Consider the following 18,232-nt stretch of genomic DNA (forward strand, 5'->3'; position numbering starts at 1 on the left):
GCAGTACAATTCGGACGCGGGGTGGAGCAGCTCGGTAGCTCGTCGGGCTCATAACCCGAAGGTCGTCAGTTCAAATCTGGCCCCCGCAACCAACTATTTGTGCTCATGGCGAGGCTGATGCCAAGCGATGGGTGTAAAGACAGCACGCTACTTCTGCTCGGTAGTGTGTGGTGATGAAGGCAGTACAATTCGGACGCGGGGTGGAGCAGCTCGGTAGCTCGTCGGGCTCATAACCCGAAGGTCGTCGGTTCAAATCCGGCCCCCGCAACCAACTTTCTTCTGTTTCTCCATTTCGTTTTTCCTCTTGTTTTCCCCTCGTTATGTTTCGCGCCGTTTCCTGTTGCTCATCATATGTACGCATAATCACGCTTGATATTGATTTTCAAGTGCAAATCTGGCCGCCACCGCGCTTTGTTGGGTATCATCAGTGATATCTCTTCATGGACGAGGCCTCTGCCCAATGATGCAACAGTTCACTTATCTCCCCCCCCAGATCGACATTCATGATGCCACCCTGAGCCAGGCCATGGGCAACGGGCTTTCGGCCAACCTGCTGCTTGTTGCCGAAGATCTGCGCGACTCTATTCTGGCCAGACCTGAGTTTGCCGCCGTGGCAACCCAGATAGCGCTGGGGCAGAAGGCGCCCTACAGCCTGGTGCAGCACAACAGCCTGCAACTGGTGATCTTCATCGGAGCCCGTCCCGCCCGGGATCACGCCCTCTACAAGCAGGCCAGATCCTGGATAGCCCCGCTGGCCGGACTCAAGATCGAGCGGATGGGGTTGCACCTGGAAGGGTTTGATGAGGGGGACAGGGCGCAGCTGGCCGAGCTGACGCTGGCCTGCCTGTTGGCGGCCAATGTGCCGCTGCCGAGCCACAAGCATAACGCCGAGGATGAGTGGCGCTATCAGCAGATTGCGGTGTCGCCGCGCTGCGTGCTGGATCTGGCGCGGATCTACGCCGAGGCCGAAGGCAATGGCATGGCGCGGCATCTGGCGGTATCGCCGGCCTCCGATCTCACCGCCCGCAGCTATCGGGAGTGGGCTCGTCAGTTGGCTCAGGTCGAAGGCTGGCAGTGGCACGAGTACGATCAGGCCCAACTGGCCGAACGGGGAGCCGGCGCCTTCATCGCGGTGGCGAGAGGCTCGGAAGACAACCAGGCCGCCATGGTCAAGCTCAGTTACTGCCCGCCGAATCCGGTGCGCCGGGTCGCCCTGGTGGGCAAGGGGATCTGTCACGACTCGGGCGGTTACAACCTCAAGGTCGCCGGCAGCATGTATGGCATGCACCTGGACATGGGTGGCAGCGCAGTGGCACTGGGCGCCCTCTATGCGATCAGCCGGGCCCGCCTGCCCTATGAGGTGCACTGCTGGCTCGCCATCGCCGAGAACCACATAGGCCCGCTCGCTTACCGGCCGGGGGAGGTGGTGACGGCGCTCAACGGCACCACCATAGAGGTGGTGGATACCGATGCCGAGGGGCGCATGGTGCTGGCGGATACCCTCTGCATGGCGGTGCAGGATAATCCGGATCTGCTGATCGATTACGCCACCCTGACGGGGGCCTGCAAGCGGGCACTGGGCAGCCGTTACAGCGGCGCCTTTACCAACCGGCCCCAGTGGTTCGGCGAGCTGATAAGCCTGGGCCAGTGCAGCGGTGAGCGAGTCTGGCCCTTCCCGCTGGATGAGGACTATGACGACAACCTCGATAGCGAGTGGGCCGATCTGTTACAGTGTGCGCCGGGCGCATCGCCGGATCACATAGATGCTGCCCGTTTTCTCAACCGCTTCGTGCCTGCCCAGACCCCCTGGCTGCACCTCGATTTGAGCGGTTTTCGCAGCAAGGGGGGTAATGGCGTGGTCAGCAGTGAAGTGACCGGATTCGGGGTCAGGCTGACGCTGGACTTGCTCGCCAGCCCGCTGGGCCGCCGCCATGAACTCGATGAACAAGAACAGTAAGGGATCCCGTGAAAGTACCAAGTTATGACTGGGTGTTGTTCGATCTGGACGAAACTCTGCTCGATTTCCCGGTCGCCCAGGCCCTGGAGCAGACTCTGCAGCTCTACGGCGTGACGCCGACGCCCCCCAAGATGGCGGAATATCATGCTCTGAACCACAGTCTGTGGCAGCAGTACAACTCGGGCGAGATAGATGCGGCCCACCTGCAGCAGACCCGTTTTTCCCTGTTTGCCGAGCAGGTGGATGTGGCACCCATGGCGATGAACGACACCTTCTTGCAGCAGATCATCGCCCTGAGCGTGCCGCTGGAGGGGGTGCTGGAGACACTGCAGGCCCTCAAAGGCCGGGTACGGATGGGGATCATCACCAATGGCTTCAGCCTGCCGCAACGGGGTCGCCTCAGCAAGCTGGGCTGGAGCGACTGGTTCGAGCCGCTGGTCATCTCGGACGAGGTACAGGTGACCAAGCCGGCCGCCGCCATTTTCCAGCATACCCTGGCCTTGATGGGGCAGCCGAGCCCGGCGCGGGTACTGATGGTGGGGGACAACCCCAAGACCGACATCGCCGGTGCCGCGGCGCAGGGGCTGGCTACCTGCTGGTACAACCCGGACCGCCACGACACCGAGTGCGAGGCGACCCACGAGATCCACCACTTTGCCCACCTCTCCACCATAGTGCTGGGGCAGTAAGCCAAGCGGCGAGCCGCTCACCAGCAACAAAAAAGGCAGCCCTTGGGCTGCCTTTTGTCATCTTGTCATCTATCAGGTACCCAGGCGACTGAGCAGCCAGGATTCGAGCAGGGCGACCCCGTGTTCCAGTACGGTTTCGTCGAAGTCGAATTCCGGATGGTGATGGGGCGCCGCCAGATTGGCCCCCAGGATCAGATAGGCGGCCTGACCGCCGTTGCGCTGCACCCGCTCGATGAGAAAGCCCGCATCCTCGCTGGCACCAAAGCGGCGAGTGTGGATGGTCTCAAGCTTGAGCGCCTTTGCAAGCGGCACTATCTCCTCGAGCAGGGCCGGGCTGTTCTCGATGCCGATGGCTTCCCCCTGCTTGCGAATAAGGTAGGTGGCGCCCTGCATCATGGCGGCCCCTTCCACTATCTGCTGCACCTGGCCGAACATATAGTCGTTAAGCGCTGGGGTGGCGCCACGGGTTTCCCCCTGCAGGCGGGCATGGCCCGGGATCACGTTGCGACCGCTGCCACCGCTGAGCTGGCCCACGTTGATGCGGGTCATGCCATCGCGGTGGCGGGCAATGCCGAGCATGGCGGTGGTCGCCGTGCAGGCTGCCGCCAGCGCATTGCTGCCCGCGTTGGGCTCAAGCCCCGCGTGGGCGGCGCGCCCCAGAAACTCCACGTCGAACTTGGTGGAGCAGAGAAACTCGGTGGGATTGACCACCAGCTCGCCACTGTTGGCATGAATGCCGATGTGCAGCGCCAGCAGGGCATCCACATCGTCGAGCTGGCCGCCCGCCGCCAGCGCCTTGCCGCCACGGCAGCCCTCTTCGGCGGGCTGGAAGAACAACTTGATACGGCCGTTCAACCGATCGGCCAGGGCTGCGATCCGCTCGGCCAGCACCAGCCCGATGGCGGTATGTCCGTCGTGGGCACAGGCGTGCATCCAGCCGGCATTGCGAGACTGCCACCCTTCCTGACTGGGGGGATGCAGCTCATCCTGGCTCTCATTAACTTCTACCGCATCGATATCGAAGCGAAAGGCCAGGGTTGGGCCGGGACGACCGCTGTCCCACACGCCCATCACACCCGTTATCTCTTCGATGCGGGCCAGCCAGTCGGGATGTGCACCCTGGCGCAGGGCGCGCTCCTTCTGGGCTTGTACGTCTACCTCCCGTCCCATGATGAGGTTGCTGGCCAGCAGCTTGTCCCCCAGCATGACTTCAAATCCGAGTTTTGAGAGGTGGTGAGCGATGAGGGAGCTGGTGCGAAACTCACACCAGGCCGCTTCGGGCAGACGATGAAGATCACGACGCCACTGGCGTAGAGCATCTTGGGTCATGGTAATTCCTGCATGGCGAGTCCAGCGGATATTGTGACGGGCAGGGGAGCAAGAGTAAATCCCGGAGCACAAATGCAACAAGGGGAGCGATGAGGCTCCCCTTGTGGACGGTGGCAGTGACATGCAGCTTATATAGTGTGCATCAACCAGTTCTAAATAAGGCTTTCGGTATCACGCTGGGTGAAACAGCCAAAAAAGACAGAGAGTGGTGAATTAGTCAGCGCCTGGGCTATGGCTGTCATTCAGCAATACACAATTCTGGATGACTAACCGGCTCAAAGCTGTGACAGCGACGGCAGAGAGACGGCAACCAGAGTGAAAAACACGGTAAAAACGGCAGTAACAACAAACTCTTTCATATTTTGTCTCCCTTGGCTGACTGTTGATGGGACCAAGATACCACAATTGTGCGGTAAAACAATAGTAAAATGTATTTATGTGGCAAATTATGGGCTTGAAGCATCTAAAGCCTTGTTTTTACATTTTAGCGTCTGTTTTATCATCTGGCCTTCTTTGTGATGCCGATGCGCACTCTGTGTATGTGGTATAAATTTATAAAATTCATTATGTTATGTTTTGTTCGTGTCAATTTCTCAGTGGGTTTTGTATGGGGCTTTTCTGGTTTTTTTGAAATTTGATCCGCTTTAAAGCCCCTCTGTGGCGTCTGAAAATGTCGTCGAAAGCCAGTTGGCTTGTCCCTTGGCTGAATTTGAAGAGTGCATCCATTTTTTGTCGCATCTTGTACCTTGAAGCCTGACAGGGCGCCTCTTTCAGAGAGCGGGCGCGGCACCCGTTTCTCAGTCAGTATACAAAAATGGCGAACATGATGGGGGGCTTGCCATTGAGGGGGCACGCATGACGGCTCCTGCGCTGTGCTCACCTTTTTCTTATGCCATGAGTCTGTGTGCCCCGGTGCAACGGCATTGAGTGGCCGAGAGGCTCTCAGCACCCCCGGGATGACGATACGGCTCTGTGCTAGCGATGAGTGTGGCTGACGCCACCGGCGGTCTGTGGTGATGGGAGGAGATCTGGGGGCTGATCCTGCGTCCAATGCAGAAAAGGCAATCCCGCCAGCCGGCATACCCGGGATGTCGTGAGCCGCCAAACCTTGGCAAGGAAGCCGCGCCCATTCGCCGATGGCGAGAGGGCAGTCGCTGATTATCCAGGGGGCCAGGGAGGTGATCCGCTCGCCGGTATGGCGGGCATGGGGCAAGATTTGGACAACAGCGCAGCAGATGGCGTGGCAAGAGAGAGGGCGCCTGCACGGCTGCCGGTTCCACCCGTTGCCGGGCACTCGACGTGCATAAAAAAACCCTCCAGCGGAGGGTTTTTTGTCGCAACAGGCTGAGCAAGCGACGGGGCGCTTAGAACAGGGTGGTGGAGAGATCGTACAGCTCCTGATCGAACGGGCGCTTGAGGTTCTCGATGCAGTCGATGATGTCGTGGTGCACCATCTCGTTGCCCTGGATCCCGACGCAGCGGCCACCCTGACCGGCCAGCAGCTGTTCAACGGCGAAGGCACCCATGCGGCTGGACATGATGCGATCGCGCGCGGTGGGCGAGCCGCCACGCTGGATGTGGCCCAGAATGGTGGCGCGGGTCTCGCGGCCTGTCATGGCTTCGATGTCCTTGGCCAGGGCATTCACGTCGGTGACGTGCTCACAGATGGTGATGATGGCGTGCTTCTTGCCTTTGGCTTCGCCTTCCTTGATCTGTTGCAGCAGCTTGTCCTTGTCGAAGGTCACTTCCGGTACGATAACGTACTCGGCGCCACCGGCAACGGCGGCAGACATGGCCAGATCGCCGCAGTGGCGACCCATGATCTCGACCACGGAGATGCGGTGGTGGGAGCTGCAGGTGTCGCGCAGACGGTCAATGGCGTCAACCACCACGTTCAGGGCGGTATCAAAGCCGATGGTGAAGTCGGTGCCGGCGATGTCGTTGTCTATGGTGCCCGGCAGGCCGATGCAGGGGAAACCCTCCTCGGTCAGCTTCTTGGCACCCATGTAGGAGCCATCACCACCGATCACCACCAGGGCGTCGATACCGTGTTTTTTCAGATTTTCGATCGCTTCGGCGCGCACTTTCGGGTCTTTGAAAGCGGGGAAACGGGCGGAACCCAGGAAGGTGCCGCCGCGGTTGACCACGTCGGAGACGCTGTGACGCTCCAGCTTGACGATCCTGTCCTGATGCAGACCGAGGTAGCCATCATAGATGCCGTAAACTTCCAGGCCATGATGCAGACCGGCGCGCACCACGGCGCGGATGGCTGCGTTCATACCCGGTGCGTCACCACCACTGGTCAAAACACCAATACGTTTGATTTGTTTGGTCATGAGTGCCTCTGGATCTGAGTTGTCTAATACGAAGTTTTGAAAATGAGATAAGCCACATTGACTATATCGGCTTTCGTATGGGATGCGGGGGCCGCCATAGGAAAAGCGATATGCAGGAGGGGGCAAGCGCCCCCTCCTGGGCAACAGCTTACTTGGCTGCGCCAGCGATGATCTGGGAGAAGTCGTCCACTTTCAGGGACGCGCCACCCACCAGGCCACCGTCGATGTCCGGCTGACCGAACAGATCGGCTGCGGTCGCGCCAGTGACGGAGCCGCCGTACAGGATCTGTACCTTGGCAGCCACGGCGCCGTCAAATCCGGCCAGGTACTGACGGATGTGAGCGTGGACGGACTGGGCGATTTCCGGGGTAGCAGTCTTGCCGGTGCCGATGGCCCATACCGGCTCGTAGGCAACCACGGCGTTGCTGAAGGAGGCGATGCCACAACGGTCGATGACGGCTTTCAGCTGGGTCTCAACCACGTTCTTGGTCACGCCGGCTTCGAACTGTTCCAGTGTCTCACCGATGCACAGTACCGGCACCAGGCCAGCTTTCTGGATGACTTCGTACTTGGCGGCAACCACGTCGTCGCTCTCTGCGTGCAGGGTACGACGCTCGCTGTGACCGACCAGGGAGTAGGTGCAACCGAAGGCTTTGAGCATGGAGGGGGCGTTTTCACCGGTGAAGGCGCCGGATTCGTGAAGGTCGGCATTCTGGGCGCCGTAGGCGATCTTGCTGCCAGCGGTCAGCTGCTCAACCAGACCCAAAAAGATAACCGGCGGGCAGACGGCGACTTGCACAGAAGGATGAGCGGCAGCAGCCGGGGTCAGTCCTTTGATCAGAGCTTCGACAGAAGCTTTGGTGCCGTTCAGTTTCCAGTTACCCATTACCAGGTGCTGTCTCATCTTGTAACTCTCCTAGGCATTTGATTGCGCGACATTATATGAATTGAACCGAGCCCAAGATAGCTGACCCGGCGGCAAATGACGTAATTTTTTTTCGCTTTCCTGATCCAAATCAGGAATGCAAGGCTCGATTGCTCAATCGTTAACCTGCCCTCGCAAACGGGCCCACCATACCCCAATCCATTCGTGAATGGCAGCCTCGGAATACATCAGATAACGCCCCTTCGGCAGGTAGCTGTAGAGGGGTTGCGCCACCTGGCTCTGCTTGGCTGTGTAGTCGGTGGGGGCCGGCACCGCATCGAGTCCCTGTCCCTGATAGAGCGCCATGGCCCGCGGCAGGTGTGTGGCCGAACTGACCAGTGCCACTCGCTTGCCCTTGAGATAACGGCTGATGCTGACGGCCTCGTCGTGGGTGTCTTTGTTGTTTTCAAACAACGTCATCCGCGAGCGGGGTATGCCGAGGCTCGCCGCCATGCGGGCATTGACCTCGGCGTTGGAGAGGGGATCCCCGGACACATAACCGGAGAAGATGAGCTCAGCTTGCGGGTAAGCCTGGGCGAGGCGCACCCCCTCCAGCGTTCTAGCGAGCGATATGTTGTTCTGCCAGGCTCGCTCGGGCACGGCCGGATCGCTCACATGACCGTTGCCCAGCACTACTATGGCCGCTATATCCGGGTGCTGGTTTATCTCGAAGGGCGGAAAGGTCTGCTCCAGCGGGCGGGCCAGCTCGTAGCTTATTGGTCGCATTCCCATCAGGGCGACGACCAGCAAGGAGAGGGTCGCCAGCAGCTTGCCGGTTTTTTGAAAGCGGGTGAACCAGAGCAGCAAGAGCGCCAGCAGCAGCAGGGAGAGGGAGAAGGGCAGCGGCATCAGCAATTGGCCTAGCCATTTCTTGATAACAAACAAGTTGGCGGCAAACAGGTTGAGCTCAAACACTGGGATGTCGTCCTTGAGTTTTCAGCAAATTCGGGATGTGACAGAATACCCCTCTTTTTTCGTCAGGCCCAACCCTGCGGCCAAAAGTTGAGTGTGTCTTGAAGCAAGATCAGAGTTTTGACGGGCGCGCCGACAAGTTCGCCCGCAACATTTATGACTCCACCAAGGGGCGCATTCGCACCACCGTGGTGTGGAGCGACATAGAAGCCTGCCTGGCGCGCCTTGGCAACCGGCCCCTGCGCATTCTGGATGCGGGGGGCGGATTTGGCTACTTTGCCCAGAAGCTGGCGGCCATGGGTCATCAGGTGGAGCTGTGCGATCTCTCCGCCGAAATGCTTGAACTTGCACGGGTCCAGATTGCCGAAAAGGGGCTGGAAGACAGAATTCGTCTCATCCAGTGCCCCATTCAGGATCTCAAGAGCCAGGTGACCGGCACCTTTGATCTGGTGCTCTGCCACGCCGTGTTGGAATGGCTCGCCGAGCCGCGCCAGACCTTGCTCGGTCTGTTCCCTTTCGTCAAGGCAGGGGGCATACTGTCGCTGCTTTTTTACAACCGTCATGGCCTGCTGTTTCAGAGCCTGGTGGTGGGCAATTTTGACTATGTGCGCCTCGGCCTGCGCAAGAAGCGCCAGACCGCCCTGACCCCCACCAATCCGCAGTTGCCGGAGCAGGTGTACGACTGGATTGGGCGAGGGGGGCTCAAGATCATCGGCAAGACGGGGGTGCGCGTCATCCACGACTACATGCGCCACAAGCAGGATCAGGTCGAGAAGTTCGATGATCTGCTGGCCATGGAGCAGCAATATTGCCGCCAGGAGCCGTTTATCTCCCTGGGTCGCTATATCCATGTGATGGCGCAAAAGCCAGTCAGCTGATGGGTCGGAGAGTGGGTCGACTGGGGGATGATCCCTTCGGTGCTCTTTGCCGTCCCTGGGTCAATGCATCCATGTGATGGCACAAAAGCCGGCCAGCTGATGGCGGCGCAATCCGCCCGCTGATGCCCGGGATAACGTGATTTTTCTGATGCTACCGGATGTAGCCGTGCGCGAGCTTTCGCGCTCAATTACAACAACGAGATGACAACGTCATGATGAGTACATCCCGTACCCTGCCCGAGATGGTGGGATGGGTCAGGCAGGAGGGGTTGGCGCTGAGCCTGCCGACCGACCGGCTGGCCTTTCTGATTGCAATCAAGACCCTGTCCGAAGATGAGTCGGACCTGTCGGAAGCTGCGCTGCACGATGCCTTCGGCTATGTCAGCAACGCCTTTGGCCAGATGGACGAGACCCTCACAGGTCGCGCCAACAACGCCATCAACGATCTCATTCGCCAGCAGCTGCTGTCGCGCTTCAACACCGACATGGTGGCGGGAGAGAGCCTCTATCGCCTGTCGCGGCTGGGGATGGGGATCGTCGATTTCTTTATGGATCAGCGCCAGGTCGACTCCATCAAGCTCTCCATCCTGCTCGAACACCTGGCGGCCGAGCTCGATACCGCCCGCAAGGCGGCGCTTGAGACCAACACCCGCGAGCAGTGGGATGCCGAGGTGCTGCCACGGCTCACCTTCTCACTGGAAGAGACGCTGGGGCGCATCGATCTGACCCAGCGCGCCATGGACGAGCAGCAGAATCAGGTCAAGAGCGAGATAGCGGCCCTGCTGACCCAGAACTGGGTCGATGCCATCCACAGCTGCGAAAAACTGCTGCACGAGACAGGCCAGACCCTGCGCGAGCTGCAAGATACCCTGGACGCCGCCGGCCACCGCCTGCAGGCGGGGCTGCTCAACATTCAGGAAGTGGCCCAGGGCCGCGACGATCTGTTCCACGTCGAGGAGCTGACCCACGCCCTGCAGGGGCGGCTTGACGTCATCACCAGCTGGGGCCAGCAGTGCATCGAGCTCTGGTCCCGCTACGATCGGCACGTCCACAAATTTATCCGCAACGCCATCGACATGGACAAGAACCGCGCCTTCAGCCAGCGGCTGCGCGACTCCATCCGCAATTTCGAGCAGCACAACTTCTTGCTGAGGGTGGCCGAGGAGCCCCGTCTGCTGGAGCTGCGGGATGAAACCATCGCCATCCACGACGAAGAGGTCACCGGCGAGGTGCCCCTCGAGATGGAGTACATGGAGATGGTGGACATCAACCAGGAGCTGGCCGAGCGCATCGAGCGCTACCTGGCCCGCTACCCCGAGCAGGGCCATCAGCTGGATGTGGCCGATGTGCTGCGGGAATACCTGCTGGATTACCCGGCTCACGCCCATTTCGATGTGGCGCGTCTTCTGATTGACCAGGCCGTGCGCCTGGGCCATGCCAGCGGTGAGCGCGAGCTGCACCACCAACCCGCATGGAAACCCATTAACCAAGCTGGATCCAAGGTTCAGGCCTATGTCATTGATCAATACTGAGTTCCCCTTGCCGCTGCGGCTCGCAGAGGCCATTGCCAACCCCTTGTTTCCGCGCATCGACACCGCCTTGCGCTCGGGCCGCCACATCAGTGCCGACGATTTCGAACAGCATTCGGCGCTGGTGGAGTACCACAACGAGCTGGAGATCTTCTACGGCCGCTATCAGGTGGAACTCATCAAGGCGCCGGAAGGCTTCTTCTACCTGCGTCCGCGCCCCAGCGCCGACATCGGCACCACCGTGCTCTCCGAGCTCGACATGCTGGTGGGCAAGGTGCTCTGTTACCTCTACTTGAGCCCGGACAGGCTCGCCTCGGAAGGGGTGTTCGCCATGGGCGAACTGCAAGAAGAGGTGCTGAGCCTGGCCGACGAGAAGCAGCTGCTGCGCATGGTCAACAGCCGCTCCGGCGGCACCGATCTGGACAAGAAGAAGCTGCTGGAGAAGATCCGCACCTCCATGCGCCGGCTGCGGCGTCTGGGCATGATCACGGCCCTTGGCAACAGCGACAAATTCCGGGTCAACGAATCCGTGTTCCGCTTTGCCGCCGATGTGCGCTCCGATGAAGATCCGCGCGCCGTGCAACTGCGGATGATCCAGGAGGGCGAGGCCATCTTCCACGACGACGAGATGCCGAGCAGCGACTCGCTGTTTGAAGACATTGAAGCGGATCTCGATGAAGAACAGCTTGAACTGGAGGTTGAAGATGATCTGCAGCGTTAAATCCAAGGCCCTGATGGAGCCCTTTACTTTGATGGAGAGTGCGGCGTGAGAGGCAAATTCAAATCCCTGACCATGGTCAACTGGAACGGCTTCTTCGCCCGCACCTTCGATCTCGACCAGCTGGTGACGACGCTCTCCGGCGGCAACGGGGCGGGCAAGTCCACCACAATGGCGGCCTTCATCGCGGCGCTTATTCCTGACCAGTCTCTGCTGCATTTTCGCAACACCACGGAAGCGGGTTCCTCCAGTGCGTCGCGTGACAAGGGGCTCTACGGCAAGCTGCAACGGGGTTCCTGTTACTCAGTGCTGGAGGTGATGAACAGCCGCGAGCAGCGGATCTGGGTCGGTGTGCACCTGGAGCAGATCCAGAACCGTGACAACAAGGTCAACATCACCCCGTTCGCGCTGGTGGATGTGCCAGAAAACCTGTCGCCCACGGATCTGCTGCTGGAGAAACTCGAGGGCGGCAAGGGCCGCATTCGTGCCTTTGCCGATCTGAAAGGGGCCGCCGCCGAGCTGGGGGCGCTGAAGGTCGCCAAGTTCAATACGGTGACCGACTATCACAACTTCATGTTCGAGTTCGGCATCACCCCGAAAAAGCTGCGTGATCAAAAAGATCGCGGCAAGTTCTATCGCCTGATCGAAGCCTCCCTCTACGGCGGCATCTCTTCTTCGATCAGCCGCTCCCTGCGTGAATATCTGCTGCCGGAGAACTCGGGCGTGCGCAAAGCATTCCAGGACATGGAGGCGGCCATCTACGAGAACCGCCGTACCCTGGAAGCGATCAAGGAGACGCAAGGTCAGCGGGATCTGTTCAAGAACCTGATCACCGAGACCACCCACTATGTGGCGGCCGACTATGTGCGCAACGCCGCCGAGAAGAACCGTCTCTCCGAGCTGGCCCTCAAGGCCCGTCAGGAGCTGGCGGACAAGCGCCGCATTCTGGCCGAAGAGCGCCAGCGCGCCATCTATCTGGCCGACGAGGTGGAGCAGCTCACCAACCGCGAAAAATTGCTGACCGATGAGCTGGAGTCCGCCGCCGAGCACCTGGCCAAGGTGATGGCCGCCGTTGCTCTGCAAAAGAAGATAGAGATGTATCGCGCCGATCTGGCGGAGCTGGTCGACAAGCTGGAGCAACAGCAGGCGATCGTGGAGGAGATCCACGGCCAGCTGCTGGAAGTGGAAGAGCGCAAGGAGCTGGCCCAGGCAGAGGTCGACAGCCTCAAGACCCAACTGGCCGACTACCAGCAGGCGCTGGACATTCAGCAGACCCGCGCCATCCAGTACCGTCAGGCGGTGCAGGCGCTGGAAAATGCCCGCGCGCAGTGCGAACTGCCGGGGCTGACCGCTGAACAGGCGAGTGACACCCTGCATCAGTTCCGTGCCGCCGAGCAGAGCCTCACCAGCCGTATGCTGGGGGCCGAGCAGCAGCTGGCACTGGCCAAGGCGGCGGTAGCCGAACATCAGGCCGCGCTGACGCTGCTGTTGACTATCGCCCCCGAAACCGCCCGCGAGGCAGCCTGGCCCACGGCGCAGGCACTGCTCAAACGCCATATCGAAGACAAGGCCCGCATTGCGCAGGGGCAGGGGCTGCGCGCAGCCCTGACTCGCCTGGAAAAAGAGAGCGAGAGCCAGAAGGCCTTGTTCAAGTTACGTGACGAGCTGCACCAAGCCTGTGGCCAGCAGATCGCGAGCCAAGACGAGCTGGAGCTGTTTCTTGAGGCCCAGCGTACCCGTCAGGAAGAGCTGGCCGATCAGCAGAGCGATCTGAATCAACGTCGCGCCAGCCTGGAGCATCAGGGTGCACAGCTGGGCCGTGATATCGGCGAACTCACCAAGCTGGCCCCGCGCTGGCTCAAATCCTTTGAAAAGCTCGAGCAGCTGCGCGAGCAGAGCGGGCTGCCGCTCGCCACCGCCGAGGCGCTTTCGGCCGGCATGCAAACCGTGCTCGACAAGGAGCGCGAGTTTGAGCAGGAGAGCAATCGCATCGCGGCGCAGAAGCAGGCGCTGGAGCTGCAAATTCGCAACCTGCAACTGGGCGCCGGCGAGGCGGATCCGCGTCTGGCCCGCATAGCCGAGCAGGTGGGGGGCGTGCTGCTCTCCGATGTCTATGACGACATCTCCATCGATGATGCCCCTTACTACTCCGCGCTGTACGGTCCGGCTCGCAGTGCCCTGGTGGTGCTCGACCTTGAGGGCGCCATAGAGCGGCTGAAAAAACTGGAAGATTGCCCGGAAGATATCTACCTCATTCAGGGCAACCCCGACTCCTTTGACGAGGATCTGGTGGAAGCGGACGAGCTGGGGGACGCCGTGCTGGTGCGCACCAGCAAGCGTCAGGTGCGCTTCTCCCGCTACCCCGAGCTGCCGCTGTTTGGTCGCGCCGCCCGGGAAAAACGGATCGAGCAGCTCGATCTCGAGCGGGAAAATCTGATCGAGGGCTACGCCAAGGCCGCCTTCGAGCAGCAGAAGTTCCACCGTCTCTACGGACATTTTCGCGACTTTATCGGCCAGCATCTGGACATCGCCTTCCGCCCCGACCCCGAAGCCGAGGTGCAGGCCAAACAGACCGAACTGCGCACCTTGCAGGGTGCCATAGCCGAGTGCGACAAGCAGCTTGGGGAATCCAAGGCCATTGCTGCCCAGCTGACCCGATATATCCAGCTGGTGCAGGGGATGCTGCCCTTTGCCCATCTGTTTGCGGAGGCCGACTTGGCCGCCCGTCTCGAGGCGGCCCACGCCGACGTCGAGGCACTTAAAACAGCCGAAGCCTTTATCGCCCAGCACGGCAAGGCGCTGGAAAAGCTAGAGACCCTGGTGCAGGTGCTGCGTCAGGATCCGCAGGATCTCGCCGCCCTGCAGGCCGCGTTCGACGAGACGAGCGAATTGCTGGCCGAGCAGAAGCGCCGCTGCTATGCCCTCGATCAGCTGGTGGCCCGTCTGCCGCACTTCGCCTATCAGGACGCACAAGACCTGCTCGGCAAAGCCTCCGAGATGAGCGAGCGGCTCAAAGAGAAGCTTAAAACAGCCGAGCTGGCGGCCCGCACCGCAGGGGAGCAGCACAAGCAGATTGCCCAGCGCCACACAGAGGCGTTGCAACTGCGCACCGCGCTCGATTCCAGCGCCTCGGCCAAGCGCCAGACCCTGACCGAGTTCGAGCAGGAGCTGGCGGCCATGGGGCTGACCCTGTCGGACGACATGGAAGAGAAGTCCCGCGCTCACAAGAAAGAGATCGAAGAGCTGCTCATCCGCACCCGTTCCCGTCGCACCAGCGCCGAGGCCCAGTTGCAGGTGACCAAGCGCGAGATTGAATCCTTGGGCGGGCGCCTCAAGCTGGAAGGCAAGGATTACTACAGCGCCCGTAAATCCCTGGTGGGCCACAAGGCGAGCTGGTCGCGGGTGGTGCGCCTCGCGCGGGACACAGACGTCGAGAAGCGCCTCAACAAGCGCGAGCTGGCGTACTTGGACAGCGACGAGCTGAGATCCATGTCGGACAAGGCGCTCGGCGCCTTGCGGGTTGCCGTGGCCCACGACGAGGCCCTGCGCGATGCACTGCGTCTGTCGGAAGGCAACCGCAGCACCGAGCAGAAGGTCGCCTTCTACGTGCAGGTCTACCGTTACCTCAAAGATCGCATCCGCAACGACATCATCCGCTCCGATGATCCTGTGGAGGCGATCGAGGAGATGGAGATCGAGCTGGCGCGCCTGGCCGACGAGCTCAAGCAGCGTGAAAATCACCTGTCGCTCTCCTCCCACGAGGTGGCGGCCAAGATCACCAACATCATACGTCGCGAGCAGAACCGCATCCGGGTGCTCAACCAGGGCTTGCAGAACATCGCCTTCGGTCTGGTGCGCGGGGTGCGCCTCAACGTCAATATCCGCGAGGCTCACACTCGCCTCTTGACCGCGCTGGCGGATCAGAGTGCCATGCACAACGATCTGTTCGCCGACAAGGAGCTCAGCTTCTCCGAGGCCATGGCCAAGCTGTTCCAGCGTCTCAACCCGCAGACCGAGCAGGGGGATCGCAGCTATCAGGTGATGGGCGATGTCTTGCTCGACTATCGCAACTACCTGGAGCTGGAGATCGAGGTGCAGCGTGGCGCCGATGGCTGGCTGCGGGCCGAGAGCGGTGCACTCTCCACCGGCGAGGCGATCGGGACCGGTCAGGCCATCTTGCTGATGGTGCTGATCAGCTGGGAGGAGGAGTCCCGCCGTCTGCGCGGCAAGGACATAGCCCCCTGCCGCCTGCTGTTCCTCGACGAAGCGGCCCGTCTGGATGGCAAATCCATCGCCACCCTGTTCGAGCTGTGCGAGCGGCAGGATATGCAGCTGCTTATCGCGGCGCCCGAGAACATCAGTCCCGAGAAGGGCACCACCTACAAGCTCATCCGCAAGGTGCAGGGCAAGCACGAACACGTGCATGTGGTGGGTCTGCGTGGTTTCGGCTTCGCCGATGACAAACTGATCGCCTGACACAGGTTGACGGGTGAACACACAAACGGGAGGCTGAGGCCTCCCGTTTTATATGGAAAATATGGGAAAATGTGCGCTCCTGTCTCGTTGCTTGAAAGACGTGATGCGGCATGGAACGCGCGATTGGTCATCCCTGGGTGGTCATTTTGACGGCACGACAGAACCGCTTATCCCGGCAAGGGGAGCAAGGACAAAGCCCATGGCTGACATGAAGGGAAAGATGCAAGACGTACAAAAAGGGCTGCTGTTATCGCTTTGTCTGCTGCTGGCAGCTTGCAGCAGCCGATATGACGACAGCCACGGCGGCAGCTGGCGCGGTTATACCGACACCGGGCTCGCCTCCTATTACGCCGACCGTTATCACGGCAAAAAGACCGCCAGCGGCGAGCGCTATCGCAACAACCTCAATAGCGCCGCCCATATGGAATTGCCCTTTGGCGCCATGGTGCGGGTCACCAACCTCGCCAACGGCAAGAGCGTGGTGGTCAGGGTCAATGACCGCGGCGCCTTTAAAAACGGGCGTATTATCGATCTCTCCAAATCTGCCTTTAGCAGCATCGGCAGCACAAGATCCGGCCTTATCAAGGTGAAGATAGAGGCGCTCTAGTCGCCGACTCGTTCAATGGCACGAACAGAGTGTCCATTCTGCCCGGCTATATCCCGCCGGGTACTCCCTTTTACACTGCTCCTTCGCTCAAAGGTGGCTCCCAGACCGGAGCCCCTTTGCATACCCCTGAAAATGGAGCAGATAAAGATGAGTGAAGAGAAACGGGTGTCCATCGCCGTACTGAAAGCCCGTGCCGGCATGAGAGATCCGCTGCGCTGTGAGTTGCTCAAGCTGGTCGAGCCCACGCGGGATGAGCCGGGCAATCTGGATTACGTGCTGTTTGAACTGCGTGACGAACCGGGCACCTTCTATATGCGCGAAGCCTTTGTCAGTCAGGCTGCGCTGGATGCCCATTGTGCGACCGACTATTTTCAGGCCTTCGCCAATCAGGCCGATACATTGTTGGCAGCGCCGCTGCGGCTGATTTTTATGGAGGAGGTGAGCCATCCATAAGCGAATTGGGCCTGCTGCTGGCCCAATTTCCCCCCATATGCCAAGTGCCCAGCCCAGACGCTTTCCCGCTATTCCTTGGTGTCGATGATCCGCCAGCTTGCATCTTCACGACACCCGTTAGGGATGTTGCATTGCACAGGTTCCTCCTATTTCTGCCCAATAGCCTTTTCATCTCCCCGCTGGTCGGTAAGATATCCAAATGAAAATCAATGTTGGGGCCAAGCCCGGTGACGGCGACATTACCGCCATGGCGGTAGGGTGGCCTGACGATTTGGAGAGTAGTGATGGCAAGGCTGGAGATTTTAACGGTTCCCGACCCCCGATTGAGCATCAACGCCGAGCAGGTTGAGGATGTTGTGGCCGTGCAAGGCCTGATTGATGACATGCTGGAAACCCTCTATGCCACCGACAATGGTATTGGTCTGGCAGCTACGCAAGTGGGGCGCAAGGAGGCCATCGTCATCATCGACCTGTCGGAAAAACGGGATCAGCCGCTGGTGTTGATCAATCCACAAGTGATAAGCGGTACTGACCTTGCGCTTGGGCAAGAGGGGTGTCTGTCCGTGCCGGATTATTATGCCGATGTTGAGCGTTACGGCTCGGTAGTGGTGTCGGCACTGGATCGCCATGGCGTGCCGATCACTGTAAAGAGCAGCGATTTTCTGGCCATCGTGATGCAGCATGAGATCGATCACCTGCAGGGCAAGGTGTTTATCGATTATCTCTCGCCGCTAAAGCGCAAGATGGCGTTGAAGAAGGTGAAAAAACAGCGAGGGCAGTGATGTGGGTGGTCATGGCCTATGTGATGTTGAAAATCTCTGCCGTTGGGTCTTGTTTCATTCACGCAATCAAGGCTGGGACTGATATATGACAGTGCAATTCAAGCATTTTGACGATGTGACGGCGCAGGACTTTCTGCCGCTGCTCAACGACGCGACGATCAGAAAACACCTGATTGATCATCCCCGCTTTGATCTGCCCAGGGTCGGGTGCTGGATGGATGACAAAATGCGGATCAACCAGCAGCCAAGGTGTCGTGTTCGAGCCGTGTTGATCCATGGGCAGCTGGCAGGGTGGTGCGGAATACAGCCGGATGAGGATGGCGTCGAGCTGGCCATTGTCATCGATCAGGCCCACTGGGGAGCCGGCATAGCCATATTCAGGGAGATGATGTGCTGGGCGCGGGAGATGGGGCATACCGAAGTCCGCTTTCATCTGCTGGACAGTCGTCCCGCCTATGTGGCGCTGGCCAGCAAGGCGTGTCGGGTAGAGAAGAGGCGGCTCTCCGGGCGGATGTTCACCACCTATTGTCTGTCGGTTGAGTGCTGGTTTGCAGCTTGCTGACACCAGATGAAAATGGCCGGCAACCTGTTTGCCAATGCCAATGCCAATGCCAATGCCAATGCCAATGCGCTGAGCCATC

14 protein-coding genes and 2 tRNA genes are annotated in these 18,232 nt (G+C 60.1%); 12 read left to right on the top strand and 4 right to left on the bottom strand.

Going from position 1 to position 18,232, the window contains the following annotated elements; all coding sequences use genetic code 11:
* Positions 1-15: 15 nt before the first annotated feature.
* The 4 genes from AACW87_RS04395 to yjjG all read left to right on the top strand — a co-directional run bounded on the left by AACW87_RS04395 (position 16) and on the right by yjjG (position 2,646).
* Positions 16-92: transfer RNA gene (locus tag AACW87_RS04395), tRNA-Met, on the top strand.
* Between the two features lie 102 nt (positions 93-194).
* Positions 195-271, top strand: a tRNA-Met gene (locus AACW87_RS04400).
* A 189-nt stretch (positions 272-460) separates the two neighbouring features.
* On the top strand, positions 461-1,957 hold the full coding sequence (locus AACW87_RS04405) for a M17 family metallopeptidase (protein ID WP_241326666.1): 1,497 nt from the start codon (positions 461-463) through the stop codon (positions 1,955-1,957).
* Positions 1,958-1,965: 8 nt separating this feature from the next.
* Positions 1,966-2,646 (top strand): pyrimidine 5'-nucleotidase, encoded by a 681-nt coding sequence (gene yjjG, locus AACW87_RS04410; RefSeq protein WP_241278673.1) that lies wholly within the window; start codon positions 1,966-1,968, stop codon positions 2,644-2,646.
* Between the two features lie 72 nt (positions 2,647-2,718).
* On the opposite strand, the gene AACW87_RS04415 is transcribed toward yjjG, so the two are convergent.
* From AACW87_RS04415 to elyC, 4 genes are all read right to left on the bottom strand, one after another.
* On the bottom strand, positions 2,719-3,975 hold the full coding sequence (locus tag AACW87_RS04415) for an amidohydrolase (RefSeq protein ID WP_241326667.1): 1,257 nt from the start codon (positions 3,973-3,975) through the stop codon (positions 2,719-2,721).
* Between the two features lie 1,364 nt (positions 3,976-5,339).
* On the bottom strand, positions 5,340-6,311 hold the full coding sequence (gene pfkA, locus AACW87_RS04420; RefSeq protein WP_042652255.1) for a 6-phosphofructokinase: 972 nt from the start codon (positions 6,309-6,311) through the stop codon (positions 5,340-5,342).
* Between the two features lie 148 nt (positions 6,312-6,459).
* Positions 6,460-7,215, bottom strand: coding sequence for a triose-phosphate isomerase (gene tpiA / locus AACW87_RS04425; RefSeq protein WP_043141977.1), 756 nt, complete (start codon positions 7,213-7,215; stop codon positions 6,460-6,462).
* A gap of 135 nt (positions 7,216-7,350) precedes the next feature.
* Positions 7,351-8,121: an envelope biogenesis factor ElyC gene (gene elyC / locus AACW87_RS04430; RefSeq protein ID WP_241326694.1), complete on the bottom strand. Its 771-nt coding sequence runs from the start codon at positions 8,119-8,121 to the stop codon at positions 7,351-7,353.
* 128 nt (positions 8,122-8,249) lie between these two features.
* On the opposite strand from elyC, the gene cmoM reads away from it, so the two are divergent.
* The 8 genes from cmoM (at position 8,250) to AACW87_RS04470 (ending at position 18,153) form a co-directional block, all read left to right on the top strand.
* Positions 8,250-9,026, top strand: a complete 777-nt coding sequence (gene cmoM, locus AACW87_RS04435; protein ID WP_043141973.1) for a tRNA uridine 5-oxyacetic acid(34) methyltransferase CmoM — start codon at positions 8,250-8,252, stop codon at positions 9,024-9,026.
* Positions 9,027-9,238: 212 nt separating this feature from the next.
* Entirely contained in the window at positions 9,239-10,558 is a 1,320-nt protein-coding gene (gene mukF, locus AACW87_RS04440) for a chromosome partition protein MukF (RefSeq protein WP_043557782.1), read from the top strand.
* Positions 10,539-11,276 carry a chromosome partition protein MukE gene (mukE, locus tag AACW87_RS04445; protein ID WP_021140832.1) on the top strand — a complete coding sequence of 246 codons (738 nt, stop codon included), beginning with the start codon at positions 10,539-10,541 and terminating at the stop codon, positions 11,274-11,276. Before mukF ends, mukE begins: the two co-directional genes overlap by 20 nt.
* Before the next feature lie 45 nt (positions 11,277-11,321).
* Positions 11,322-15,749 (top strand): chromosome partition protein MukB, encoded by a 4,428-nt coding sequence (gene mukB / locus AACW87_RS04450; RefSeq protein ID WP_241326668.1) that lies wholly within the window; start codon positions 11,322-11,324, stop codon positions 15,747-15,749.
* A 220-nt stretch (positions 15,750-15,969) separates the two neighbouring features.
* A complete protein-coding gene (locus AACW87_RS04455) occupies positions 15,970-16,356 on the top strand; it encodes a septal ring lytic transglycosylase RlpA family protein (protein ID WP_103470884.1) in 387 nt (128 codons plus the stop codon).
* A gap of 147 nt (positions 16,357-16,503) precedes the next feature.
* Positions 16,504-16,809, top strand: coding sequence for a putative quinol monooxygenase (locus AACW87_RS04460; protein WP_445206844.1), 306 nt, complete (start codon positions 16,504-16,506; stop codon positions 16,807-16,809).
* Between the two features lie 284 nt (positions 16,810-17,093).
* Positions 17,094-17,591, top strand: a complete 498-nt coding sequence (def, locus tag AACW87_RS04465) for a peptide deformylase (RefSeq protein WP_241326669.1) — start codon at positions 17,094-17,096, stop codon at positions 17,589-17,591.
* An 85-nt stretch (positions 17,592-17,676) separates the two neighbouring features.
* Positions 17,677-18,153 (top strand): GNAT family N-acetyltransferase, encoded by a 477-nt coding sequence (locus AACW87_RS04470; protein WP_241326670.1) that lies wholly within the window; start codon positions 17,677-17,679, stop codon positions 18,151-18,153.
* Positions 18,154-18,232 lie beyond the last annotated feature (79 nt).

It is taken from the genome of Aeromonas sp. MR7, from assembly GCF_963899385.1.
Lineage (GTDB): Bacteria > Pseudomonadota > Gammaproteobacteria > Enterobacterales > Aeromonadaceae > Aeromonas > Aeromonas bestiarum.

Excerpts from the sequence above, each read along its gene's own strand:
- AACW87_RS04405 (WP_241326666.1), top strand. The coding sequence starts at position 461 with ATGATGCAACAGTTCACTTATCTCCCCCCCCAGATCGACATTCATGAT.
- AACW87_RS04415 (WP_241326667.1), bottom strand. The coding sequence starts at position 3,975 with ATGACCCAAGATGCTCTACGCCAGTGGCGTCGTGATCTTCATCGTCTG.
- pfkA (WP_042652255.1), bottom strand. The coding sequence starts at position 6,311 with ATGACCAAACAAATCAAACGTATTGGTGTTTTGACCAGTGGTGGTGAC.
- tpiA (WP_043141977.1), bottom strand. The coding sequence starts at position 7,215 with ATGAGACAGCACCTGGTAATGGGTAACTGGAAACTGAACGGCACCAAA.
- mukF (WP_043557782.1), top strand. The coding sequence starts at position 9,239 with ATGATGAGTACATCCCGTACCCTGCCCGAGATGGTGGGATGGGTCAGG.
- mukE (WP_021140832.1), top strand. The coding sequence starts at position 10,539 with ATGTCATTGATCAATACTGAGTTCCCCTTGCCGCTGCGGCTCGCAGAG.
- AACW87_RS04455 (WP_103470884.1), top strand. The coding sequence starts at position 15,970 with ATGCAAGACGTACAAAAAGGGCTGCTGTTATCGCTTTGTCTGCTGCTG.
- AACW87_RS04460 (WP_445206844.1), top strand. The coding sequence starts at position 16,504 with ATGAGTGAAGAGAAACGGGTGTCCATCGCCGTACTGAAAGCCCGTGCC.
- def (WP_241326669.1), top strand. The coding sequence starts at position 17,094 with ATGGCAAGGCTGGAGATTTTAACGGTTCCCGACCCCCGATTGAGCATC.
- AACW87_RS04470 (WP_241326670.1), top strand. The coding sequence starts at position 17,677 with ATGACAGTGCAATTCAAGCATTTTGACGATGTGACGGCGCAGGACTTT.